General features: G+C 72.6%; 21 protein-coding genes. 9 read left to right on the plus strand and 12 right to left on the minus strand.

Annotated features, from left to right (window positions below; genetic code table 11):
• Window positions 1-675, plus strand: coding sequence for a DedA family protein (locus tag JNO44_RS41890; RefSeq protein WP_205369162.1), 675 nt, complete (start codon window positions 1-3; stop codon window positions 673-675).
• A 94-nt stretch (window positions 676-769) separates the two neighbouring features.
• Here the strand turns inward: JNO44_RS41890 and JNO44_RS41895 are convergent, their stop codons facing one another.
• From JNO44_RS41895 to JNO44_RS41905, 3 genes are all read right to left on the minus strand, one after another.
• Window positions 770-1,798: an MBL fold metallo-hydrolase gene (locus JNO44_RS41895; protein WP_205371411.1), complete on the minus strand. Its 1,029-nt coding sequence runs from the start codon at window positions 1,796-1,798 to the stop codon at window positions 770-772.
• Window positions 1,799-2,166: 368 nt separating this feature from the next.
• Window positions 2,167-3,438, minus strand: coding sequence for an aminotransferase class I/II-fold pyridoxal phosphate-dependent enzyme (locus JNO44_RS41900; RefSeq protein ID WP_205369163.1), 1,272 nt, complete (start codon window positions 3,436-3,438; stop codon window positions 2,167-2,169).
• A 257-nt stretch (window positions 3,439-3,695) separates the two neighbouring features.
• Entirely contained in the window at window positions 3,696-4,145 is a 450-nt protein-coding gene (locus JNO44_RS41905; RefSeq protein WP_240167898.1) for a GNAT family N-acetyltransferase, read from the minus strand.
• Between the two features lie 196 nt (window positions 4,146-4,341).
• Between JNO44_RS41905 and JNO44_RS41910 the strand changes: the two genes are divergently transcribed.
• The 4 genes from JNO44_RS41910 (at window position 4,342) to JNO44_RS41925 (ending at window position 7,889) form a co-directional block, all read left to right on the plus strand.
• Entirely contained in the window at window positions 4,342-5,829 is a 1,488-nt protein-coding gene (locus tag JNO44_RS41910) for a bifunctional phosphatase PAP2/diacylglycerol kinase family protein (protein WP_205369165.1), read from the plus strand.
• Between the two features lie 175 nt (window positions 5,830-6,004).
• The gene (locus JNO44_RS41915; RefSeq protein WP_205369166.1) at window positions 6,005-6,820 is read left to right on the plus strand and encodes a methyltransferase domain-containing protein; all 816 of its coding nucleotides are present in this window, start codon (window positions 6,005-6,007) and stop codon (window positions 6,818-6,820) included.
• A gap of 112 nt (window positions 6,821-6,932) precedes the next feature.
• Window positions 6,933-7,286 (plus strand): VOC family protein, encoded by a 354-nt coding sequence (locus tag JNO44_RS41920; RefSeq protein WP_205369167.1) that lies wholly within the window; start codon window positions 6,933-6,935, stop codon window positions 7,284-7,286.
• 192 nt (window positions 7,287-7,478) lie between these two features.
• On the plus strand, window positions 7,479-7,889 hold the full coding sequence (locus tag JNO44_RS41925) for a RidA family protein (RefSeq protein ID WP_205369168.1): 411 nt from the start codon (window positions 7,479-7,481) through the stop codon (window positions 7,887-7,889).
• Between the two features lie 148 nt (window positions 7,890-8,037).
• Here JNO44_RS41925 and JNO44_RS41930 read toward each other — a convergent pair whose 3' ends face one another.
• The 4 genes from JNO44_RS41930 to JNO44_RS41945 form a co-directional block, all read right to left on the minus strand.
• On the minus strand, window positions 8,038-8,838 hold the full coding sequence (locus JNO44_RS41930) for an IS5 family transposase (protein ID WP_240167899.1): 801 nt from the start codon (window positions 8,836-8,838) through the stop codon (window positions 8,038-8,040).
• A 43-nt stretch (window positions 8,839-8,881) separates the two neighbouring features.
• Window positions 8,882-9,802 (minus strand): NADP-dependent oxidoreductase, encoded by a 921-nt coding sequence (locus tag JNO44_RS41935; protein WP_205369169.1) that lies wholly within the window; start codon window positions 9,800-9,802, stop codon window positions 8,882-8,884.
• Window positions 9,803-9,931: 129 nt separating this feature from the next.
• Complete coding sequence (locus JNO44_RS41940) at window positions 9,932-11,971, minus strand: DUF5107 domain-containing protein (protein ID WP_205369170.1); 2,040 nt, start codon at window positions 11,969-11,971, stop codon at window positions 9,932-9,934.
• A gap of 108 nt (window positions 11,972-12,079) precedes the next feature.
• Window positions 12,080-12,985 (minus strand): arginase family protein, encoded by a 906-nt coding sequence (locus tag JNO44_RS41945; protein WP_205369171.1) that lies wholly within the window; start codon window positions 12,983-12,985, stop codon window positions 12,080-12,082.
• 138 nt (window positions 12,986-13,123) lie between these two features.
• Here JNO44_RS41945 and JNO44_RS41950 point away from each other — a divergent pair, with 138 nt between their 5' ends.
• Entirely contained in the window at window positions 13,124-13,459 is a 336-nt protein-coding gene (locus JNO44_RS41950; RefSeq protein WP_205369172.1) for a DUF6204 family protein, read from the plus strand.
• 28 nt (window positions 13,460-13,487) lie between these two features.
• Here JNO44_RS41950 and JNO44_RS41955 read toward each other — a convergent pair whose 3' ends face one another.
• The 4 genes from JNO44_RS41955 to JNO44_RS41970 all read right to left on the minus strand — a co-directional run bounded on the left by JNO44_RS41955 (window position 13,488) and on the right by JNO44_RS41970 (window position 17,095).
• Window positions 13,488-13,841, minus strand: a complete 354-nt coding sequence (locus JNO44_RS41955; protein ID WP_174717953.1) for a glyoxalase superfamily protein — start codon at window positions 13,839-13,841, stop codon at window positions 13,488-13,490.
• Between the two features lie 80 nt (window positions 13,842-13,921).
• Complete coding sequence (locus JNO44_RS41960) at window positions 13,922-14,536, minus strand: GNAT family N-acetyltransferase (RefSeq protein ID WP_205369173.1); 615 nt, start codon at window positions 14,534-14,536, stop codon at window positions 13,922-13,924.
• 148 nt (window positions 14,537-14,684) lie between these two features.
• Window positions 14,685-16,127, minus strand: a complete 1,443-nt coding sequence (locus tag JNO44_RS41965; protein WP_205369174.1) for a CoA transferase — start codon at window positions 16,125-16,127, stop codon at window positions 14,685-14,687.
• Between the two features lie 32 nt (window positions 16,128-16,159).
• On the minus strand, window positions 16,160-17,095 hold the full coding sequence (locus JNO44_RS41970; RefSeq protein ID WP_205369175.1) for a DUF2867 domain-containing protein: 936 nt from the start codon (window positions 17,093-17,095) through the stop codon (window positions 16,160-16,162).
• A 52-nt stretch (window positions 17,096-17,147) separates the two neighbouring features.
• Between JNO44_RS41970 and JNO44_RS41975 the strand changes: the two genes are divergently transcribed.
• The 3 genes from JNO44_RS41975 to JNO44_RS41985 all read left to right on the plus strand — a co-directional run bounded on the left by JNO44_RS41975 (window position 17,148) and on the right by JNO44_RS41985 (window position 19,484).
• Window positions 17,148-17,825, plus strand: a complete 678-nt coding sequence (locus JNO44_RS41975; RefSeq protein WP_205369176.1) for a TetR/AcrR family transcriptional regulator — start codon at window positions 17,148-17,150, stop codon at window positions 17,823-17,825.
• Between the two features lie 227 nt (window positions 17,826-18,052).
• Window positions 18,053-19,240: a cytochrome P450 gene (locus JNO44_RS41980; RefSeq protein WP_205369177.1), complete on the plus strand. Its 1,188-nt coding sequence runs from the start codon at window positions 18,053-18,055 to the stop codon at window positions 19,238-19,240.
• Between the two features lie 49 nt (window positions 19,241-19,289).
• Entirely contained in the window at window positions 19,290-19,484 is a 195-nt protein-coding gene (locus JNO44_RS41985; protein WP_039631207.1) for a ferredoxin, read from the plus strand.
• Between the two features lie 103 nt (window positions 19,485-19,587).
• On the opposite strand, the gene JNO44_RS41990 is transcribed toward JNO44_RS41985, so the two are convergent.
• Complete coding sequence (locus JNO44_RS41990; RefSeq protein WP_205371413.1) at window positions 19,588-21,378, minus strand: CocE/NonD family hydrolase; 1,791 nt, start codon at window positions 21,376-21,378, stop codon at window positions 19,588-19,590.
• Window positions 21,379-21,629 lie beyond the last annotated feature (251 nt).

A 21,629-nucleotide genomic window follows, 5' to 3' on the forward strand; every position in this document is an offset into this window, starting at 1 on the left:
ATGAGCGGTACGACGCTGGCCGACGGCCTCCACCAGGTGCTCACCCATGTCCCGCCGGAATCGACCCAGCAGGCGGTCGGGTACCCGTCGCTGTTCCTGCTGGTGGTGCTGGGCTCGCTGGTGCCCGTGGTGCCCACCGGTGCGGTGGTCAGCTCGGCGGCGGCGGTCGCCTTCCACCACAGTTCGCCGCTCGCCCTGCTGCTCGTCTTCGTGGTCGCGTCCGGCGCCGCGTTCCTCGGTGACCTGGGCCTGTACGGGCTCGGGCGACGCGGCGTCCACTCCCGCAACGGCTCGCGCTGGCTCGCCCGGCTCCGTGATCGCGCCGCACCGGAACGCCTGGCGCAGGCGCGGCACAGGCTGCGGGAGCACGGCGTGTTGGTGCTGGTGCTCTCCCGCCTGGTTCCGGCCGGCCGGATCCCGGTCATGCTGGCCTGCCTGCTCGCCGAGATGCCGCCCCGGCGCTTCGCCCGCGGCGACCTCCCGGCCTGCCTGGCCTGGGCGGCCACGTACCAGCTGATCGGCCTGCTGGGCGGCTCCCTCTTCCGCGAACCCTGGCAGGGCGTGGCCGCTGCGATCGGCCTGACGGCGCTCTTCAGTGCCGCCCCGGTCGCGTGGCGCCGCCTCCGCCCGTCGCCGGCGGACGGCGAGGAACGGACGGCGGAAGGGGAGGGCTAACGGACAGGAGGGGTGACGCGCCGGAGGGGTGACGCGCGGGAGGGGCAAGGGCAGAGGGGCAAGGGCAGAGGGCGGTGGGTGTGCGGGCGGGGCCTCAGCGCTCCGCCAGCACCCGCGACGCCCCGACCGGCAGATCCCACAGGTCCGACCGCGGACGGCCGGTCGCCGCCCAGGCGGCCCGGATGCGGTGCAGCGGCTCCAGCGGCGGCTCGGCCGACAGCAGGAACGTCGACCAGTGCATCGGCGCCAGGCACCGCGCCCCCAGGTCCTGGCAGGCCCGTACCGCCTCCTCCGGGTCGGTGTGCACCGGCCGCAGCATCCAGCGCGGGTCGTACGCCCCGATGGGCAGCAACGCCAGGTCGATGTCCCGGTAGCGGCGGCCGATCTCCTCGAACCAGTGGCCGTGACCGGTGTCCCCCGCGAAGTGGATCCGCCGCCCGTCGGGGGCGGTGAGCACCCAACCGCCCCACAGGGAACGGCAGGTGTCGGTCAGCGTCCGCTTGCTCCAGTGGTGCGCGGGCACGAAGTCGATCCGCACCGGGCCGGCGGGGCCGGCCAGCTCCACCGCCTCCCACCAGTCCAGGTCGGTGACCTGGGTGAAGCCGCGCCGCCGGGCCCAGGGCGCCAGTCCCGCGGGAAGCAGCAGCGGAACGTCGCGCGGCAGCCGCTTCAGCGTCGGCGCGTCCAGGTGGTCGTAGTGGTTGTGGCTGATGACGACGGCGTCGACCGGTGGCAGGTCCTCCCAGCGGACCCCCACGGGGGTGACCCGGGCGGGCGTACCGAGGATCTTGCGGGACCAGACCGGGTCGGTGAGGACCGTCAGTCCACCGATCCGGATGACCCAACTGGCGTGCCCGGCCCAGGTCAGCGCGACGGTCGTGGGACTGGCCTCGGGCATCGGGCCGGGCTCGAAGGGCAGTTGCTGGATCTGCCGGAGCGTCTCGGCCGCCGGGCGGAGCTTGCCCTCCCGCGCGATCCGGGCCAACGCGCGAACGCCGGGCAGCGGCGCGGTCAACCGGTCGGTGAAGTCACGGGGCCAGGTACGGGGCTCCCCCAGGGGGCGCGGTTCGGCCAGCGGGTGCGGTTCGGCCAGCGGGTGCGAGGGCGGCGCGGTCTCCGGCAGCGCCGCGGTGGCAAGACGCCCGCCTACCGTGCCCGCGACCGCGCCACCACCAACCTCCTCTGCAACGGTGTTACGGCCGCCCGCAACACCGCCGCCCCCGCCCCCGCCCTCGCGCTCACTGCCGCTCCCCCTGTGACGATCGCCGTCGTGACGATCTCCAACGCGTCGGTCGTCGGCATGTGAACCCCGCTCGGCGCCGGAGGTCTCGGCAGGGGAGGTCTCATCGAGAAGGGTCTCGTCGACGGAGGTCTCGTCCAGGGACGTTTCCTCCAATGAGGTGTCGTCCAAGGACGTCCCATCGAGAGAGGTCTCATCGAGAGAGGTCTCATCGAGGGGGCGCCCGGCGAGAGAGCGCTCGGTCTGTTCGGTCATCCAGGGGCTCCATTCGAGGGCCGGGCAGAACCGGAGTCACGAGGCGGGCGGGCGAGTCGCGCCGGAGCCGCGCCCAGTTCGGCCAACGCCCGATCCAGATCACCCAACCCCGCCCGCACATGCGGAAGTTGGAGTGGGTCAGCCGTGTTCAACACCCGCTGCCGCAGCTCCATGTCGGCGCCGAGCAGGGCATCCGCTCCCAGCCGCACCCGTAGAGCCTCCGGATCGTCCTCGAAACGATGGGCGCCGCGGGCCGCCCACGACGCCAACTCCCTTTCCAGTGCCGCCGATCCGGTGGGCGCACGGGCGCCGAACGACCGCCGCAACGGTTCGAGGTCGGCGTAGAGGGAGCTGCCGGCATGCGGCGGACGGCAGAGCGCACCGGCCCCGGTGAGCGTGCGGTACAGCGCCCCGGTGAGTGCCCCGTACACCCGCGCGGCGGCCGCGGTCCGCTCCCGTACGGCGTCGGGCTCGGCGAGCGCATGGGTGACCGCACAGGCGAGCGGCCCGGGAAGCGGGGTGTGGATCCGGGTGAGGGTCTGCAGGACCGCGTCCCGTAGGAGGGCGCCCCGACGGGTGCCCGGAAAACGGGCCAGCGCGACGGGCCAGGAGGCGGGCAGCAGCGCGGCCCGCAGATCGGTCAGCACCACGACCTCGCCCGGCAGCATCTCGGCGGGGCTGAGCACCACGGTGTCATGCGGGTCGTGCAGCAGGTCCCGGCTCGATTCGTCGCTGACGACCCACAGCCCCTCCTCGGCCGCCGCCTCGCACACCTCGTGCAGTTGCTCCGGCGGCGGGCAGGTGCCGGTCGGGTCGTCGGCGACGGAGAGGACCAGGACACGCGGGGTGTCGCCGTGCATCCTGGCTCGCCGTACGGTCTCCAGCAGCGCGAACGGGTCCGGCAGCCCGCCCGATTCGGCCGGTACCGGCGTCAGGTGGACCGACCGCCCCAGCAACCTGGCGGGCGGCGCGTACCACTCGGCGCACGGCCGCGTCAGCAGCACCGCACCGTCGACCGCGGCATAAAGGGCGAGCAGCAGGGCGGCAGCCCCGGGGGCGGCCAGCACCCGATCGGCGGGGGTGAACAGGCCGCGGCGCTCCCAGTAGCCGCAGGCGGCGGTGCGCAGCGGCGCGGAGCCGCCGGAGGGTTCGGGGGCGGTGCGGCCGGCTGCCGCGGAGAGGTACGCGGCGAGTTCGGGAAGGACCGGCAGGCCCACCGGCGGGGCCGGATCCGGCTCCCGCTGCGGATCCGGGGCGGTCCGCTGCATCCGTACCTCCACTCCACGGCGGCCGGTCGATCGTGGGCCCATCACATGATGAACGGCCCCGACCACCTTCGCAGATCACGGGAGTGGCGACCGGGGGCGACACGTCAGCGGAGGGTGACCACTGCCTCCTGAGGCCAACGCGGAGCCCGCCCGGCCGAACGGCGCCGACCGGGCGCCCTCCCCCGGCCCGCCGCCATACCCCGCCGACCCCGCACCGTCCCCGCACCGCGCCCGCCCGGCCGCGCGGCCTCGGACCGCTACGCCTTCGCCTCCGCCTCGGCTGCCGCCTCCGCCCTCCGCCCGCCCGTTGGCGCCTCGTACCGATGCACCTCCACCGTTTCCTCCACCCCTGCCGCGCCCCACACCTGGCGCTCGGTGCCGCGCCGCACCCATCCCCAGCGCTCGTACAGCGCGACCGCCGAGGTGTCGGACGTCTTCACCTCCAAGACGGGCCGCACCCCCCGGGCCGCGGCCTCCGCCTCGACGGCGGCCATCAACCGCGCGCCGAGGCCGTGCCCCCGCGCGCCGGGCGCGACATAAAGGCGGCTCACTTCACGTCCGCACAGCGCGGCATGGCCGGCCACCGCGCCTCCCGCCTCGGCGACCCACGCGGCGGTCAGCCCGTCGGGGGTGAGCCACCGGCCCGGCTCCTCGGGCCAGTGGTGGGGGTAGCCGCTGTGGGCATGCACCTCGGCGAGAACCGCCACACAGGCACCGAGATCAGCATCCCCCCGCCTCCGAACCACCCACGCCTCCCGTTCCTCCACCACTCCCACCCCTCACTTTCCCCACCCGCAACGCCCGCAACGCCCGCAACGCCCGCAACGCCCGCAACGGCCAACGAACAACGACCATCAGTGTCTCCCCCTGCCTGCCTCGCCCCTCCCCGGGTACACGTGACCCATGCGAAGCCGAAAACTCCTCCCGCACCTCGACCGGTGGGCCTTCGATCGGATCGCCGCGCGCGAATGGCCGGGCGCTCAGCGCGTACTGCCCCGGCTGACCCGCAGCGCCAATCACGGGCTGCTGTGGTTCGGCGTGGCGGCCGGGGCGGCGGCCCTGGGCGGGCGGCCCGCGCGTCGGGCCGCCCTGCGCGGTATGGCCTCGCTGGCCCTGGCGTCCGCGACGGTGAACACCCTCGGCAAACGCTCCGTACGCCGCGCCAGACCGCTGCTGGACGCTGTCCCGTTGATGCGTCAGCTCGGCCGCCAGCCCTTCACCTCCTCCTTTCCGTCCGGGCACGCGGCCTCGGCGGCGGCCTTCGCCACCGGTGTCGGGTTCGAGAACAAGTGGTGGGGCCTGGCCCTCGCCCCGCTCGCCGCCTCCGTGGCGTTCTCCCGCGTCTATACGGGTGTGCACTATCCGGGTGACGTGCTGGCCGGCGCCGCGCTCGGCGTGGGCGCGGCCTTCGCGGTCCGCGGCATGGCGCCGACCCGCGCCCAACTGGCCCCGCCCGCCCGGCCCCGCGCCGAGGCGCCCGCACTGCCCCGCGGACGCGGACTGTACGTGGTGGCCAACGCGACCTCCGGACAACGCTCGGGGCCGCGCCCCGACCGGGTCGCGGAGGTGCACGGAGCGCTCCCGCAGGCCGAGGTGGTGGTCTGCGGCGGACCCGAGGGCATGCCGATGGACAAGGCGCTGGAGGAGGCGGCCGAGCAGGCCCTGGCGCGGGGCGGTGCGCTGGGCGTGCTCGGCGGCGACGGCACCGTCAACGCGGCGGCCACGGTCGCGGTGCGCCACGGACTGCCGCTCGCGGTCCTGCCCGGTGGCACCCTCAACCACTTCGCCTACGACCTGGGCGTCGAGACCTACGCGGACGCGGCGCGTGCCGTGGAGAGCGGCGAGGCCGTGGCCGTCGACCTGGCGCGCTTCCGGGTCGGGCCGCATCAAGAGGGCCAGTACTTCCTCAACACCTTCTCCGTCGGCGCGTATCCGGAGCTGGTCCGGATCCGGGAGCGGTGGGCGCATCGGATCGGCGCCTGGCCCGCCGGGATCCTCGCCGCCTGCGAAGTGCTGCGCTCCTCCACGCCTCTGAGCATCGAGATCAACGGCGAACGGCACGCCGTCTGGCTGCTGTTCGTCGGCAACTGCCAGTACCGCGGCCTGGGCACCGCGCCCGTACGGCGCCACGACCTGGCCGACGGCGTGCTCGACGTCCGCGTGGTGCACGCCGGTCGGCTGGCCGGCATCCGGCTGCTCACCGCCGCCCTGCTGGGCACCCCGCGCAGTTCCCCGCTCGTGGGCGAGGCCCGGCTCCCCCGTCTGCGCATCGGCGGCCTCCCGAACGGCACCCCGCTCGCCTACGACGGCGAAGTGAGCGCCGTCCCCGGCGAGTTGACCCTGGAGAAGAGGAACGAGGCCCTGACCGTCTACCGCCTCCTCCCCAACTGACCAACCCCACACCCTTCAGGAGCCACACCTCACGTCCACATCGCAAGACACATCTCTCGCGATACGAGACAGCGGCGTACCGTGTGAGGCAGTACGCCGTAGGGCATCCGCACCCCGGCCGCGTTCCGACGTGGCCTCGTGCGGCAGCCCCCGATGTCCGCGAAGGAGCCGATCCATGCCGCAGGAATCCGCCGTCTACACCCACGGCCACCACGAGTCCGTACTGCGCTCGCACACCTGGCGCACCGCCGCCAACTCGGCCGGATACCTACTGGATTCACTGCTGCCCCACATGCAGATCCTCGACATCGGCTGCGGCCCCGGCACCATCACCGCCGACCTGGCGGCCCTGGTACCGGACGGTCAGGTCATCGGCCTGGACCACACGCCCGGCATCCTGGAGCAGGCCCGCGCGACGGCCGCCGCCCGCGGAGTGCACAACGTCCGCTTCACGGTCGGCGACGTCCATGAACTGGACTTCCCCGACGACACCTTCTGCGTGACGCACGCCCACCAAGTCCTGCAGCACGTGGGCGATCCCGTGCAGGCGCTGCGCGAGATGCGCCGCGTCACCAAGCCCGGTGGCATCGTCGCCGTCCGCGATGCGGACTACGCCACCTTCACGTGGTACCCGGAGGTGGCGGGGATGGCCGACTGGCTGGACCTCTACCGCCGGGTGGCCCGCGGCAACGGCGGCGTGCCGGACGCCGGGCGCCGACTGCATGCCTGGGCACGCCAGGCCGGCTTCGCGCCGGAGAACATCACCGCGAAGGCCGGCACCTGGTGCTACCAGACCCCCGAGGAGCGCTCCTGGTGGTCCGAACTGTGGGCGGACCGCACGGTCGCCTCCTCCTACGCCAAGATCGCGATCGACGGCGGATACGCCACCGAGGACGACCTGACCCGCATCGCCGCGGCCTGGCGGGAGTGGGGCGCCGAGGAGGACGGCTGGTTCGGCATGCTGCACGGCGAGATCCTGTGCCGGGTTTGACGTAGCGTCAGCTCGATACTTCCGCCACCCCGCCTCCACCGCGCCGGCACATCGCAGTCACACCACGGTCAAGGTTCGCGCAGCCATCGGCAGCCCAACTAGGCTGGTTCATATGGACATTCTGGGGACCTCACTTCGGGTATGTGTCGGCGACCTCGATGCCGCGGTCACGGTGTACGAACGACTGACCGGCGCCGAGGCGATCCGCTTCCAGCGCGGCGGGGTGGCGGTCGCCGCGGTGGGATGCTTCTTCCTGATGAGCGGCCCCGAGGCGGAGCTGTCGGTGCTGCGGAAGATCACCGCGACCCTCGCCGTCAAGGATGTCGACCAAGCGGTGGCCGACCTCACCGCGGTCGGCGCGGACATCATCGCCGGGCCACTGTCCACCCCCGTCGGACGCAATCTGATCGCCCGTCACCCCGACGGTTCGGTCTTCGAGTACGTCGATCGCGCACAGGGCGCCTAGCCAGGGTCTGTTCTGCGGATCACGTCTGGGATGCGGCACGCTCGCGCAGGTGGGCGACTGTCACCCGAGCTGCGCCGAGGCGAACTTGCAAGCCGTCGGGAATGAATCTCAGTATCTCGTGGTTGTCGATCAAGCCGGGGTGATCACAGCTGCCCGGCTCCACTTGTGCAGTTTTGAGGGAGTGTCAGCAACATGTCCGTTACACAGCCTGACGCCGAGCGCGTGCGCGTCTCCGCGGATCCCGACTGGTACGAGTCGGCCGGTATCTCGCTCGGCGTCCGGGTCGGGAACTTGGTCTTCACGTCAGGGCAGGCACCGATCGATGCCCAGGGAGCCACGGTCGGCGCCGGGGACTTCGAGACGCAAGCCCGTCAGGCGCTCGCGAATCTGTCGACGGTCCTCACCAACGCGGGCTCCAGCCTCGCTGACGTGGTCAAGGCGACCGTGTTCGTCACGGACATAGCGCAGCAGGACATCTTTGCCAAGTTGCGCGCGGAACACTTCCCGGACAAGCCTCACCTCGCGGAGTCGTTCGTAGAGGTCTCCTCACTCGCCAACCCTGAGTGGATGATCGAGATTGAGGCCATCGGACTCGTCCGGTGATGCCGGGTACTCACAGGCTCTTCGGCGGGTTCAAGAGCCAAGCCACAGGTGAATTGCTGCGACGGTCACGGTGCCATGAAAGGTGTAGGCCCTCTTGCCGAACCTCGTAGCCACCACCCGGAAGTTCTTCAACGCGTTGATCGTCCGCTCAACTTCGACCCTGCGCTTGTAGATCGTCTTGTTCGAAGCCGGCGGGCCGGCCGCCCCTGCTGCTGCCCCGGCGTTGGCGGTTGGCCCGCTGGTTCTTCGGTTCGGGGATGGTGTGCTTGATCTGGCGTCGTCGCAGGTAACGACGGTTGCGGCGGGACGAGTACGCCTTGTCGCCACCGAGGTGGTCGGGCCGGGTGCGCGGACGCCCGCCGTCCAGGCGACTGACGCGGATGCGTTCCATGACCGGGATGAGCTGCGGGGCGTCGCCCCACTGGCCCGGAGTGATCAGCAGCGCCAGAGGGCGGCACCCGCCCTCACCGGCGAAATGAATCTTGCAGGTCAGGCCCCCGGGAACGTCCGAGTCCCCGAGTCCCTCGTCAGTGCGATGCTGTCGGGGCGTGCGCGTGTGCCTTTTCCCCGCACTCGCGGCGCTGTTCTGCGGGCCCCGGCGGCATGCTGGTGGGCCCGGCAGGAGGTGGAGTCCACACTCAACCATCGACCAGTCGATCCGGCCCTCCGCGTCGGCGTCGGCCAGGACGGCCGCGAAGACCCTGTCCCACGTGCCGTCCGCCGACCAGCGTCTGTGCCGCTGGTACACGGTCTTCCAGGGACCGAAACGCGCGGGCGGATCCCGCCAGGGCGCCCCGGTGCGCTGCCGGCACAAGACCCCATTGATGATCCTGCGGTGGCTGACCCAACGGCCCCCGCGCCTCCCAGACGTCGGCAGGTGCGGCCTCAGCCGGAACCACCCGGAACCACTCTGCGTCCGACAGTTCTCCCCGCCCCGTGACCATGCCAACGACCCGAGACCGCGACGGTCACAACATCCGTCGGACAGGCCCTCACACCTCCAGGACGATCTTGCCTCGGGTCCGGCCGGCCATGCTGAGCCGGAACGCCTCGGCGGCCTCCTCCAGCGGGAGCGCCGTATCGACCGGTACGGTCAGCTTCCCCGCGTCCGCGAGGATGGCCAGGGCGGTCAGGTCGGCCGTGTCCGGTCTGACCCACACCATGTGACCGCCCTTCGCCCGGACCTCGCCGTCGGCGATCGACACCACCCGGCTGCGGTCCTTGAGCACCTCCTGCGAGACGTCCACGGCCCCGCCGCCGACGAAGTCCAGGGCGACGTCGACGCCTTCGGGCGCCAGGGCGCGCACCCGGTCCGCGAGCCCGTCGCCGTAGGTCACCGGTTCGGCGCCCAGGGACCGCAGGAAGGCGTGGTTGCGCTCGCTGGCCGTGCCGATCACGCGGGCCCCCTCGGCGACCGCGATCTGGACGGCCAGCGAGCCGACGCCGCCCGCGGCGGCGTGCACCAGCACCAGATCGCCCGCCTTGGTCCGCGCCCGCTTGAGTGATTGATAGGCCGTCAGCCCGGCGAGCGGGAGCCCGGCGGACTGCTGCCAGCCGAGTGTGTCGGGCTTGCGGGCCAGGGTGCGCACCGGCGCGGCGACCAGCTCGGCGTACGTGCCGTGCTGCACCTCGTCCTTGCGGACGTAGCCGATGACTTCGTCGCCCACCGCGTACTCGGTCGCGTCGGCGCCGACCGCCTCGACCACTCCGGCCACGTCCCACCCGGGAATGAGCGGGAAGTGAACGTGCATCATGCCGTCCAGATAGCCCGCGACGACCTTCCAGTCGACCGGATTGACGCCGGCGGCGTGCACCCTGATCAGCACCGAGTCCGGCGCGACCTTGGGGTCGGGTTGCTCTGAGTAGGTGAGAACCTCAGGGCCGCCGTAACTGTTCGCGGTAATTGCCTTCATGTTCGCCACAACGCGTGATGATCCGCGAGGATTCCGCGCCCTTGCGATCTTTTCCAACTGGCATATGCCAACCTGCGCAGGGGCGCCCCGGGCGGTGCCGTCCTCCCTGCCCGGGGCGCCCCGCCTGCGCTATGCCGTTTCCGCCGGCCGCATCCGGAACTCGTACCGCTCCGGCAGCGGATGCTCCGCGCGGGCCCGGGCCGCGGTTTCCGTGGTGATCGGACCGTCCCCCGCCACCAGCCGCTCGGCGATGGCGTACCAGGTGTCGCTCAGGACCTCGGCGCCCTCCCGCAGATCGGCGATCTCGAAGCCCTCGTCGAAGATCTCGCGCGCCGCCGCCGGCTGTCCCTGGGCGAGCAGGACCTGCGCCGCCAGGAGGCGGAAGCGGCCGCCCGCGCGCTCGGCGGGGCGCAGCGCCGCCAGCATCCCGGCGGCGGCGTCGGCCCGGTCCACCGCCAGCAGCACGGGCACCGCCTCCCGGACGAGGGCCGGCAGAGCATCCCGCCAGGGCCGGGCCACCGCCGGATCGTCGGACCCGGCCGAGCCGACGGCACAGTCGAAAGCCTGCGTGAACCGGTCGGCGGCGTGCGCGGTCTCGCCCGCCACGGACTCGGCGACGGCCAGGCAGTACAGCGGCAGGCAGCCGGCGCCGTGCGCCAGCGCGCGCTCCCAGCTGCGGACGGCCTGTGCGCGGTCGTCGGCGTGCCACTGGGCGAGCCCGAGGTGATACTCGACGGCCGGCCCCGGACGGGCGGACTCCAGCAGGTCGCGCCAGGCCGGGGCGACCGGGGCGGGTCCGGGGACCGGGCCGGCAGCCGGCAGTTCCCCCGTTCTGATCAGCGTCAGCCAGGGCTGCTGCTCGGCACCCAGGGTGGCCGGCGCGAACGGTGTGCCGGGGAGGTCCAGGCCCGCGCGGGCCACTTCAAGGGCACCCCAGCCGGAGCCGGTGGCCAGTTGCTCCTTCGGCTCCACGTCCGCGTACGGGAGCCAGGCCGCGTACGCCGCATCGACCTCGTCCCGGGGCAGCACCGCCGCCAGCCGGGATTCCACGGTGCCGCGCGCCGCCGTCCAGTCCGCGCCGTGGACCTGGGCGGGGTCGGCGTCCAGCGGCCCGTACGCCTCCAGCCAGCTGAACTCCCCACCGGCGTCGAGCGGGACGTGCTCCAGTTGGGTGCGGGCCAGGCCCGCTTGGATCTCCGCGTAGCCGCCGGTGCCCGGTTCGGTGAGCCAGTGCTGCCAGCGCCGTCCGGCCCGACCGGCGCCCCACAGGAAGAGCTTGCGGCCGGAGAGCGCGGCGGTGGAGGTCTGCACCAGCCCGCGGCCGTCCCGGTCCAGGGAGGCGATCCAGGGGCGGGCGTCCTCGGGCAGGTCGTAGAAGTAGTCCGCGGGGAACTCGCTGCGCAACGGGTAGGTCCGGTCGGCTCCGGCGGACTCCGGCACCGGCACGCGCCGCAGCGTGCGCTCGTACCCGAAGTGCCAGGCCGCCTCGGCCGGAGCCAGTACACGGGTGTGCTCGTCCTCGGGGACGGCGGTGTTGGACCACCAGTACACCGGGGCGGTGTGGTGGTGCGGATTGCGGATCCGCACGCCCACGTAGAGGAACTCCGCGCCGTCGGGCAACCACAGGTCCACCTGGAACGGCAGGTCGCGCAGCCGCTCCCACTCCCACAGCCGCAGCATCTCGCCGCCATCGGGAGCCGGGACCCGGGCGGCGTGCAACGGAGCGCACGAGAGGGTGGTGTGCCCCGTGGCGCCGATGTTCCACTCGATGCCCCCGGAGAACCACGCCCCGTTGAGTGCGAAGGCGGCGGGCTGCACCACCGGGTTGCGGTAGAGCAGTTCGCGGCCGGTGGGCTTGTGGTGGAGGGAGTACACCCGGCCGCCGAGGCCGGGCAGGACGGTGGCGCGCAGCTTGTCGTTCTCGATGACCAGCGCGTCGAGGTCGGTGCGACGACGGTCCCGGCCGTAGCCGTCGCGCATCCGGGTGGGCAGGATCGAGCGCAGCGGCCGATAGCCGATCTGCCGCGCCATCTCGGCCGGCAGCGCGGTGTCCCGGGGGATCTCGATGCGGTGCGCGTCTTCGGGGCCGCGCAGCGCGGGCAGTGGGTTGTCCGGGCCGAAGGCGGCCAGGGGAAGGGTCAGGGTGGTGCGTCGCACACTCGTGGCCACGGCTGCCTCGCAGGATCGGACCGGACCCCCTCGGCTACGGCGGCCCGCTGTTGACCATGGAACAACGTGATCGGCCGTCTGAACAGGGCACCTGTTGGCCAGGTGGGGTCAGGGTTGCGCAAAGACGCCCTCCAGGAGGTCGGCCAGCAGTACCGCCCCGGATCCGTCGGGGTCGCGGTCCGGGTCGTAGATCGCCACGGTGATCCCCACGCAGCGCGGGGAGGCGGCCAACGGGGAAAGCAGCGACCGTAGTTCGTCGGTGAACAGGCCGTCGGGGTCGGGGCTGTCCACCGCGGGCATCACGGAGGGGTCCAGCACGTCCGCGTCCAGATGGATCCAGAAGCCGTCCAGCGGGGAGTTCTGGAGGTGCCGCAGCGCCGCCCGGGCGACCGCTTCGGGGCCGCGCCGCCGGATCTCGCCGACGTTGGTGCAGCTGATGCCCAGTCGGGCGAGCTCCTCCTGGTCCTCGTCCGCGTCGCGGACCCCGAGGAGGCTCACGTCCTCGTCGCGGACATACGGGCGCATCCCCTCGATGTCCGTCAGACCGGCCTGACCGCGGCCGGTGATCTGGGCGACGCCCTCTCCGGCCGCGGCGCCGACGGGGCCGGTCACCTCGGTGTTCCCCGGATGCCGGAAGTCGCCGTGTCCGTCCAGATAGGCCACGCCGTACCGCCCCAGTCGCCGCAGCGCGAGCACCGCGCCGAGCAGGATGCTGCAGTCGCCACCGAGGACGACCGGGAAGTCGCCGCTGCGCACATGGCCCTGCACCCGGCGGGCGAGCCGCGCGCTGTAGGCGGCGATCGCCGCGGCGTGGAAGTCCCCGTCTCCCTCGCGCCAGTCCCCCAGGCCGTAACGGGGCGGCACCACCACCCCGCCCTCCAGTGCGCCGAGCCGCCGCAGCAGTCCCTGTTCCCGCAGCGCTCCGGCGAGCTTGTAGCAACCGGGCACCGCACCGGGTGCGGGCGGCCGCAGTCCCAGGTTGGAGGGGGCATCGATGAGCACGTTCCGGCGCATACGGCGATCGTAACGGGCGGCCGGTAAACGGCCGGTCGTTGCAGGAGGTTGCAGGGAAAACCGCGGGCGGTCGGGGGTCCGCACGCATAGCCTCTACTGCTGCACGCCGGAACGCAGACCAGAACGGAAGCGGTGGAGATGGCCACGCAGCACACCTACCGAGTGATCGTCCGCGGCAAGTGGGACCACCTCACTGCGGAGGCCCGGGCGCAGCTGCTCGCCGAGGTCGACGACCACGGACTCGCCCAGATGAGGTTCACGCCCGAGGGCTCGCTGGCCTACGACGCCGCCCTGCACGCCTTCAGCTACCGCTACGTCATCGTCTCGGACGCCGCGCTCGGCGAGGAGATGGCCGCCGCGCTCGGCGAGGAGAAGGCGGAGGGCGCGCTGCAGGCCGCGGGACTGGGCTACCGGGAGCTGCGGGCCACCGCCACCGACATGGACACCATGAAGATCAACCACAAGGACCGGTAGCGGGCCGCGGGCCGCCCGATGGCGCGCGCTATCCCTGCCGTCCCTCCGGGAGCGGCTCGTTGAAGCGCAGCCGGTTGCCGAACGGGTCGGTGAGGGTGAGGCAGGTGCCGAACTCGTCCTCCTCCAGGCCGGGACGCAGGTACGGGTAGTCCTTGGCGGTCAGTTCGGCGTGCAGGGCGCGCACCCCCGTCAGCTCGACGTACACGGTCGAGCCCGGGGTCGCATCGCCGTGATGCTCCGAGAGGTGGAGGACCAGGCCGCTCCGGGACACCTGGGTGTAGAGCGGCATTCCGGGTGCGAAGCGGTGCTCCCAGTCGAGGGTGCAGCCGAGGTAGTCCACGTAGAACTCGTGTGCCTTGGCCACGTCGAAGATCCGGAAGATCGGTACCGCGCTCCGGACGACGACCTCCCCCGACCGGGTGCCGTCGCCCCCGTTGGTCCTGCCCGTCTCCTTGGGGTCGCTCACTCCGCCTCGCCGCCTCTCCGGGCGCCCCGGTCCGCCCGGTCGCCTTCCTGGTCCGCCTGGTCTTCTTCGTCCTCGTGGACCATCTCACGGGTGAGGGCCCAGCGTTCGTGATCGCGCCAGGCGCCGTCGACGAAGAGGAAGTCCGGCGAGAAGCCCTCCAGACGGAAGCCCGCGCGCTCGACCAGGCGGATCGACTGCTCGTTGGACGGCTGGATGTTGGCCTCCAAGCGGTGCAGACCCAGGGGGCCGAAGGCGTAGCGGCGCACCAGCCGTAGCCCCTCACTCATCAGGCCCCGGCCGGCGGCGTGGGCGAACACGCCGTAGCCGATGGCGCCGCTGAGGAAGGCGCCGTGCACGATGTTGTTGACGGTGAGGTAGCCCGCGATCCGTCCGCTGTCGTGCTCGCAGATCAGGAAGCCCTCGCGCAGGGGTTCCTGAAGTCGCGCCAGGTAGCCGTCGTACGCGGCGTCGGTGCCCGGTGGGAAGAGCCAGGGTCGGTGCAGATCGAGGCTCTGCCGGACGAGGGCGGTGAACTCCTGCCGATCGTCGGCGGTGAAGCGCCGGATGCCCACCCTGGGGCCACGGGCGAGGTAGTGGTCGGTGCTCGTCATCGGCAGATCGTACGAGGGAGGGGGCCGTGCGGGAGGGCCGACTGCCCCGTTTCCCGACGGCCAGGCCGCCCGCGGGCTCCGGACGGGTGCTGACCGGCCGGCCCTGAGTCCGCGGGTGCGTCCCGTGGTGGACGGGAGCGCGGGGTCGTCAGCGCCACACGGGCGCGTCGGTTCCCCAACGCCCGGACGGTGCGGCCCAGTTCACGGGTCCGCCCTCGAAGGACACCGGGGGCAGTGCGTGCCGCAGTCGCCCCGCGGGGCTGTCGGTCTCGCGGAGGTGGTGGGCGGGGTCGTAGCCCGTGGTGACGGCGGGCCCCGTCGCCGCCTCGACGGCGGGCCGGCCGGGCGTGTCCCCGAGGTCGTGCACCAGCCAGCGTGCCGTACGGCCCAGCGCCAGCGTCGCCAGGTGCGAACCGCCGGTCCGGGCCTGCTCGGTCAGTGCCCGCAGCACCGCAGCGGCCAGCAGGTACCCGGTGCCGTGGTCCAGTGCCTGCGCGGGCAGCGCGCCCGGGGTGCCGTCGTCGTGCGCCTCGACGGCGGCGATGCCGGTCGCGACCTGTACGACGCTGTCGAAGCCACGCCGGCCGCCCCAGGGGCCGTCGTCGCCCCAGGCGGAGAGCCGGGCCACCACCAGCCCGGGGCGGCGTTCCACCAGGGCCTCGGGGGTGAGCCCGAAGCGGTCGAGGGCGCCGGGGCGGTAGCCGGTCACCACCACGTCCGCCTCGGCCAGCAGCGCCTCGAAGGACGCGCGCCCACCGGGCGACCCCAGGTCCAGCGCGGTGGAGCGCTTGCCGAAACCGGTGTCGCTGTGGGCGTCCTGACTCTCCGGCAGCTGCGGTGCATCGATGCGCAGGACGTCCGCGCCGAGAAGGGCCAGCGTCCGGGTGGCGACCGGGCCGGCGAGCACTCGGGTCAGGTCCAGCACGCGCAGCCCGGCGGCGGGCAGCACCGGGTCGCCGGCTCGGGCCGGCAGTACCCGGGGCGGGGTGCCGGCGCCCAGGTGCTCGCGCGTCAGCAGTGGCTTCCGGGCGAGGGCGGCGCCCTGCTCGTGGGCGGCCCACTCCTCGGGGGTGCGGGCGGCGACGGCCAGCCCGCCGGCCGCGTAGACGGCCTCTTGGAGTTCCTCGGCCCGCCGTGCGGCGATCACGGCCTCGGCGTCCGCGGGCCCGGCGGTGTCCGGGAGGCCCAGCGCGCCGAGCAAACGGGCGCGGTGGTGCGGGTAGTTGGCATGGGTGCGCAGCCAGCCGTCGGCGGTGCGCCAGAACCGGGAGAGCGGGGCGAAGGTCGAGGGGGCGCGACCGTCGATCCGCAGATGCCGTTCGCTGACGAAGGCGGTGGCCACGGCTCCGTCGTCGACCCGTACGGCGGGCAGCGGGCCGCCGTCGCGCTGTGCGGCCAGCTCGGCCGCGGCGAGCGCGCAGACGGCCACTGTGGAGCGGGCCAGGGCCATGACCGGGAGGCGGGCCGACAGCAGGCCGGGCGGCCCGTCGTAGGAGATGCGTTCCGTGAGCCCGGGGTCGCCGCCGAGCGCCGCCCACGCCTGGTCCGTGCCGAGGTTCTGCCGCCGTCCCGTGTCGTCTCGTTGCTTCATGAGCCGAGTCTGGCACTGAGTGCCATCTATGGCTAGCAGGACGGCTGTTCTCGACCTTCCTCCAGGGCGGCGGGCCGCCACCGCTCCGCCGCGCCGGGCGCCGCCAGCGCCAGTTCGCGGTGGGCCCGGCGCAGTGCTCCGCGCACCACGAAGGGGTGGATCCGGCGTATGACGGCCATGTAGAGGCGCCCTCCGCGGTGGTGGGTGCGCACGACGGTGCCGAGCGTGATCCGGTCGTCGGCGACCAGGAGCGAGGCCCGGAAATCGAGGTGACCGGCGTCCTTGCCCAACAGGATCTCCCCGCCCCGCCGCGCGAGCACGGGGAACGACGCCCCGCGCAACACCCCTTCCCAGGCTTCCGGTTCGCGCGGCATACCTGGTCGCAGCGGCATCTGCCAGGCGTCCTGGAAGTCCGTACGCGAGAAGGCACTGCGTGCCAGATGCGCGCCTTCCGGTAGGGCGACGGCCGTCGGCCGGTCCCACAGGAGGCGGTTGAGCAGCCGCACCCGGGGCGACCGGCGGACGGGGGCGCCGAGGCGACCGGTGGCGGCCCGTTCGAGGTTGTCGAAGAGTTCCTCGACGACGGTGCCGTGGACGGCGCGGATCGCCAGGTGCCAGGCGACCCGTCGGGCGAGGGGAAGCCGGGACTCCAGGACGTGGTCGACCCGGCAGCGGTCCGCTCCCAGAGGGTGGACGGTGACCTCGTGGTGACCGGTGTCCTCGCCGGACGGGCCGGGGGTGAAGGCGAAGCGGATGCGGCGGCCCGGCTCGTAGGCGGCGACGCGGTAGCGGACGAATCCATGACCGCCGTCCGCGCCGACCCCCAAGGGGCGGTCGAAGCGCATGGGTGGCCATACGGGCGTCGGGAAGAGCGGGTCGGACTGGCCGCCCAGCCGGTCGATCAGGGCTCCCACGACCTCCGCCGGGGCCTGGACGGTGCGGGTATGGGCGTCGCGGACCGTGTGCACGGGGCACCTCCATACGGTGGCGTATGTTTTTACCGTACGGTAGCGTACGGTCATGGTGCGACAGCGGACGAAGGAGACCGGCGGCAGTACCGCACGGCAGCGACTGACCGTGCAGGACTGGGCCGACGCGGCCCTCGCGGCCATGGGGGAAGGCGGCCTGGCGGCGGTCGCCGTGGAGCCGCTGGCGGTCCGCCTGGGCACCACCAAGGGCAGCTTCTACTGGCACTTCACCAACCGCGACGCACTGATCGAGGCCGCCCTGGACCGCTGGGCCGAGACCCGCACCGAAACCGTGATCGCCGAGCTGGCCGACGAGCCCGATCCGGGCGAGCGGCTCCGCCGGCTGTTCCTGCGTGCCACCCGCCGGGCCGCCGAGGATCCACTGGAGGTCTCGCTGCTGGCCTCCGCCGCGGATCCGCGGGTGGCCGCCGCGCTCGCCCGGGTGACCGACCGCCGGATCGGCCATATCGCCGCGCTCTTCGCCGAGTTGGGCTTCCCCGAGGACGAGGCGCACCGCCGCGGCCTGCTCGCGTACACCGCCTATCTGGGGCACACCCAGCTCAGCCACGCGGTTCCGCGGTCCCTGCCGGCCGGCCCCGCCCGCGACCGGCATCTGGACACGCTGCTGGAAACCTTGTTGCGTCCGGCGGGAACGCCCGGCGCGGGCCCGGACGTTCGACAAGCGAACCCGCAGCGACGAGTTACGGAACCCGCGGCCGAGAGGGGGTGATCGCACCCAACCGGACGGCAGCCTCGCCCTGTTGAGCGACCTGGCGTGGTGACACCCCGCACACTTCACGCAGACCTCACGCACACCTCACGCACACCTCACGCACACCGCACACCCACGGAGATCAGCGCGGCGCACACGGCTCGCCGCCGGGGCGGCATGTCACACGGCAGGCACCGGTGACGTCCCCGTGACGAGCAACTCACCCCACCCGCACGGGAGGAACCGTGACCGAGACCATCTCCTTCCCCCAGGACCGCACCTGCCCCTATCACCCGCCGACGAACTACCGGCCGCTGCGCGAGTCCGGCCCGCTCTCCCACGTCGCCCTCTACGACGGCCGCAGGATCTGGGCGGTGACCGGCCACACCGAGGCACGGGCACTGCTGGTCGACGGGCGCCTGTCGGCCGACCGGCAGAATCCCGCGTTCCCCATCACGTTGGAGCGGTTCGAGGCCGTGCGGCGCGTGCGGACCCCGCTGATCGGCGTGGACGACCCGGAGCACAACACCCAGCGTCGCATGCTGATCCCCAGCTTCAGCGTCAAGCGGACCATCGCACTCCGGCCGCAGATCCAGCGGATCGTGGACGAGCTGCTGGACCGGATGCTGGCCCAGGGGCCGCCCGCCGAGTTGGTCTCCGCGTTCGCCCTGCCGGTCCCCTCGATGGTGATCTGCCTGCTGCTCGGCGTCCCCTACGCGGACCATGAGTTCTTCGAGGAGCGGTCCCATCGGCTGCTGCGCGGGCGGTCGGCCGAAGAGAGCGAGGAGGCCCGGCTCGAACTGGAGGGGTATCTGGCAGGGCTGATCGCGACCAAGGAAAAGACCCCGGGCGACGGCCTGTTGGACGAGCTGATCACCGAGCGGCTGCGGACCGGCTCGCTGCGACACGAGGAACTGGTCCGGCTGGCCATGGTCCTGCTGGTCGCCGGCCACGAGACCACCGCCAACATGATCTCGCTCGGCACCTTCACCCTGCTCGAACACCCCGACCAGCTGGCGCAGTTGAAAGCCGACGACAACCTGATCCCGACCGCGGTCGAGGAGCTGTTGCGGTTCCTGTCCATCGCCGACGGCATGCTGCGGGTGGCGACCGACGACATCGAGATCGCCGGCCGGACCATTCGCGCCGGCGACGGCGTGATGTTCTCGACGTCGATGATCAACCGGGACGAGGCCGCCTACCCGGCCCCGGACGAACTGGACCTCGACCGCTCGGCCCGCCACCACGTCGCGTTCGGCTTCGGCGTCCACCAGTGCCTGGGGCAGAATCTGGCCCGCGCCGAGATGGAGATCGCGCTACGCTCGCTCTTCAGGCGAATCCCCGATCTGCGACTCGCCGTGCCGGCTGCCGAGATTCCGTTCAAGCCGGGGCACACTCTCCAAGGAATGATCGAACTGCCGCTTGCCTGGTAGCACCGATCGGCGCCACCGGAGGCGGTACGCCCACGAAAGGGGCCCGACAATGCGGATCACCATTGACACGAACGTCTGTATCGGCGCCGGCCAGTGTGCGCTGACGGCGCCGTCGGTCTTCACCCAGGACGACGACGGCTTCAGCGCGCTGCTGCCGGGCCGGGAGGACGGCGGGGGCGACCCGTTGGTGCGGGAAGCCGTCCGCGCCTGCCCGGTGCAGGCCATCAAGATCACGGAGGAGTGACGCCGGAACACCCCGCCCCGACCGGCCGGTGCCGCCGGGCGGTCGCGGCAGGCCCGACACGTGCCGCCCCTGACGTCGATACCCACGGCATCCACCCCATCCGCTACGGCACGACCCCCCGGGTGACGGGGAGTTCGAGGACTCCTCCGTCCTCGGGCGCGCTGGTGACCGACACCCCCTTCACCCCGTGGTTGCCCGCATAGGCGGTGTCACTCGCGGCGATCACCAGCCGCAACTGGTGCCCCGGCTGGTAGCGGTGCACGATACCCGGCAGTTCCACGGTGAACGCACGGGTCACGTCGGGCACCCTGGCCGGGGCGACCAACCGGTGCACCAGTGCCTTCCGGCCGTCCGGCGCGACATCGTAGAGCTTGACGAAGAGCACCAGTTTGTCGGCCGCGTCCGAGGAGTTCTGCTCCCGCTCGGCGTGGGGCGAATGCACCCTCAGGGTGACCTTGGGCGCGCCGACCACGTCCAGCGGCCCGCCCTTCACCGGCGCCGAGGTCCAGTCCAGGTAGGTGCCCTTGATGTCGTAGGGCTGGAAGTCGGGCACCCCGACAAGGCTGGCCAGCGAGCTCTCCGAGTGGCTGGTCGGCACCCGCAGATTGCGGTACGCGCGGGTCCCGCGGACCACTTCGGCACGGCTGTCCACGAGCCTGCCGTCCCCGGAGAGATAGAGCCGGCGGCTGCCGCCCGCCGGGAAGGCGGACGAGGTGGCGTAGGTGGGACCACTGGTCACCCAGTCCCGGTAGTACGCGAAGGCCGGTCCGGTGTCGGTGGCGGACCGGTGCCGCAGATACCGGTCGAACCAGGCGAGGATCCTGCGCCCCACGTAACTGGTGTCCAAGTTGCCCCGCGCCAGGTCGAGTTCGCCCTTCACGGGGTCCTTCATCCCGCCGCTGTGGCCCCAGGACTGCCAGATCATCTTGACCGGCGTGCCCTGGGCGGCGAGCGTGCGGTAGGTGGCCGTGGCCTCGTTGAGGTTGAAGAGGGTGTCGGCCTGGCCCTGGACCAACAGGGTCGGCGCCTTCACCGACTTCAGGTAGGACACCGGGGAGACGCTGCGTGCGTACTGGAGCATCGCCCGGGTCTCGTCGGCCGGGTACTTGCGGGACTCCAGCAGTCGCTTGGTGCGGCAGGCCCGCGCGACGAAGTGCAGGCAGCCGAGCTCCCCGGCCCGGGACGGGTCCAGCCTCGGATGGAGCAGCCCCTGTGCCTCGCCGATGAGGAAGAAGCCGTTCGTCCACTGGTGTTTGTACGCCCCGGGAACCGCACCGCCGACGCCGTCCGTGCGGCCGATGTTGTTCGGGGTCAGGGAGTACGCGAGGTCGTTCCAGGTGATCAGCGGGACCAGCGCGTCGACGCGATGGTCGACCGCGGCGGTGGCCATCTGGATCGCCCCGCCGTACGACCCTCCGATCATGCCGACCCGGGGGTCGCCGGGCCGGTCCTCGGCGACGAAGTCGACGCGGGTGCCGTCGTCGGCGGCCCGCAACCCGGCCAGCACGTCGATCAGTTGGCTTGCCGCCCGGCCGTCGATCGCGGGGTCGTCGAGCGAGATCGGGCAGCCGGTCCGGCCGAAGCCCAGGCCGGAGTAGGCGAGTGCGACATAGCCTCGGGTGGCGAGTGCCCGGGCGGTGGCGTCGGTCGAGCCGTCCGCCTTGCTGCCGCCGAAGCCGTTGGTGGTCAGCACGGCGGGCGCCGGGTGCGCGGCGTCGACGCCCCGCGGGCGGTAGAGGTCGGCGTCCACCGTGCAGTTGCGGTCGCCGGCCCGCACGCTCACCTTGAGCGCGGAGACCGTGTACGGTTCGGCGGCGTCGCCCACGGCGGCAGCGGGGGCGCTCAGAACGAGGGGCGCGGTGAGGGCGGTGCCGGTCAGCAGGGCCAGCGACATGCGGAGCACGGGGCGGGACACGACTCGGGACACGCTGAGCACGCAGACCTCCACAAGGACACGTCGTACCAACCAGTCGGTAACGGCGCGCTCATGTTGTGACACGAGTAACTAGCATGTCAACGCTCATGACACGAGTCGCTGATAGGACGTCAGTTCACCTCGGTCGACCGGGAAACGGGGGCGAGAGGGTCCGTTCGGACGACGCCGTAGGGCCGATCGTCCGACCGATGGCCACGCCTCGTCACCCG

It is taken from the genome of Streptomyces noursei (assembly GCF_016917755.1).
Classification (GTDB): Bacteria; Actinomycetota; Actinomycetes; order Streptomycetales; family Streptomycetaceae; genus Streptomyces; species Streptomyces yunnanensis.

Excerpts from the sequence above, each read along its gene's own strand:
- JNO44_RS41925 (WP_205369168.1), top strand. The coding sequence starts at position 7,479 with ATGTCCGTTACACAGCCTGACGCCGAGCGCGTGCGCGTCTCCGCGGAT.
- JNO44_RS41910 (WP_205369165.1), top strand. The coding sequence starts at position 4,342 with ATGCGAAGCCGAAAACTCCTCCCGCACCTCGACCGGTGGGCCTTCGAT.
- JNO44_RS41900 (WP_205369163.1), bottom strand. The coding sequence starts at position 3,438 with ATGCAGCGGACCGCCCCGGATCCGCAGCGGGAGCCGGATCCGGCCCCG.
- JNO44_RS41915 (WP_205369166.1), top strand. The coding sequence starts at position 6,005 with ATGCCGCAGGAATCCGCCGTCTACACCCACGGCCACCACGAGTCCGTA.
- JNO44_RS41935 (WP_205369169.1), bottom strand. The coding sequence starts at position 9,802 with ATGAAGGCAATTACCGCGAACAGTTACGGCGGCCCTGAGGTTCTCACC.
- JNO44_RS41920 (WP_205369167.1), top strand. The coding sequence starts at position 6,933 with ATGGACATTCTGGGGACCTCACTTCGGGTATGTGTCGGCGACCTCGAT.
- JNO44_RS41890 (WP_205369162.1), top strand. The coding sequence starts at position 1 with ATGAGCGGTACGACGCTGGCCGACGGCCTCCACCAGGTGCTCACCCAT.
- JNO44_RS41965 (WP_205369174.1), bottom strand. The coding sequence starts at position 16,127 with ATGAAGCAACGAGACGACACGGGACGGCGGCAGAACCTCGGCACGGAC.
- JNO44_RS41950 (WP_205369172.1), top strand. The coding sequence starts at position 13,124 with ATGGCCACGCAGCACACCTACCGAGTGATCGTCCGCGGCAAGTGGGAC.
- JNO44_RS41985 (WP_039631207.1), top strand. The coding sequence starts at position 19,290 with ATGCGGATCACCATTGACACGAACGTCTGTATCGGCGCCGGCCAGTGT.
- JNO44_RS41990 (WP_205371413.1), bottom strand. The coding sequence starts at position 21,378 with ATGTCGCTGGCCCTGCTGACCGGCACCGCCCTCACCGCGCCCCTCGTT.
- JNO44_RS41945 (WP_205369171.1), bottom strand. The coding sequence starts at position 12,985 with ATGCGCCGGAACGTGCTCATCGATGCCCCCTCCAACCTGGGACTGCGG.
- JNO44_RS41975 (WP_205369176.1), top strand. The coding sequence starts at position 17,148 with ATGGTGCGACAGCGGACGAAGGAGACCGGCGGCAGTACCGCACGGCAG.
- JNO44_RS41960 (WP_205369173.1), bottom strand. The coding sequence starts at position 14,536 with ATGACGAGCACCGACCACTACCTCGCCCGTGGCCCCAGGGTGGGCATC.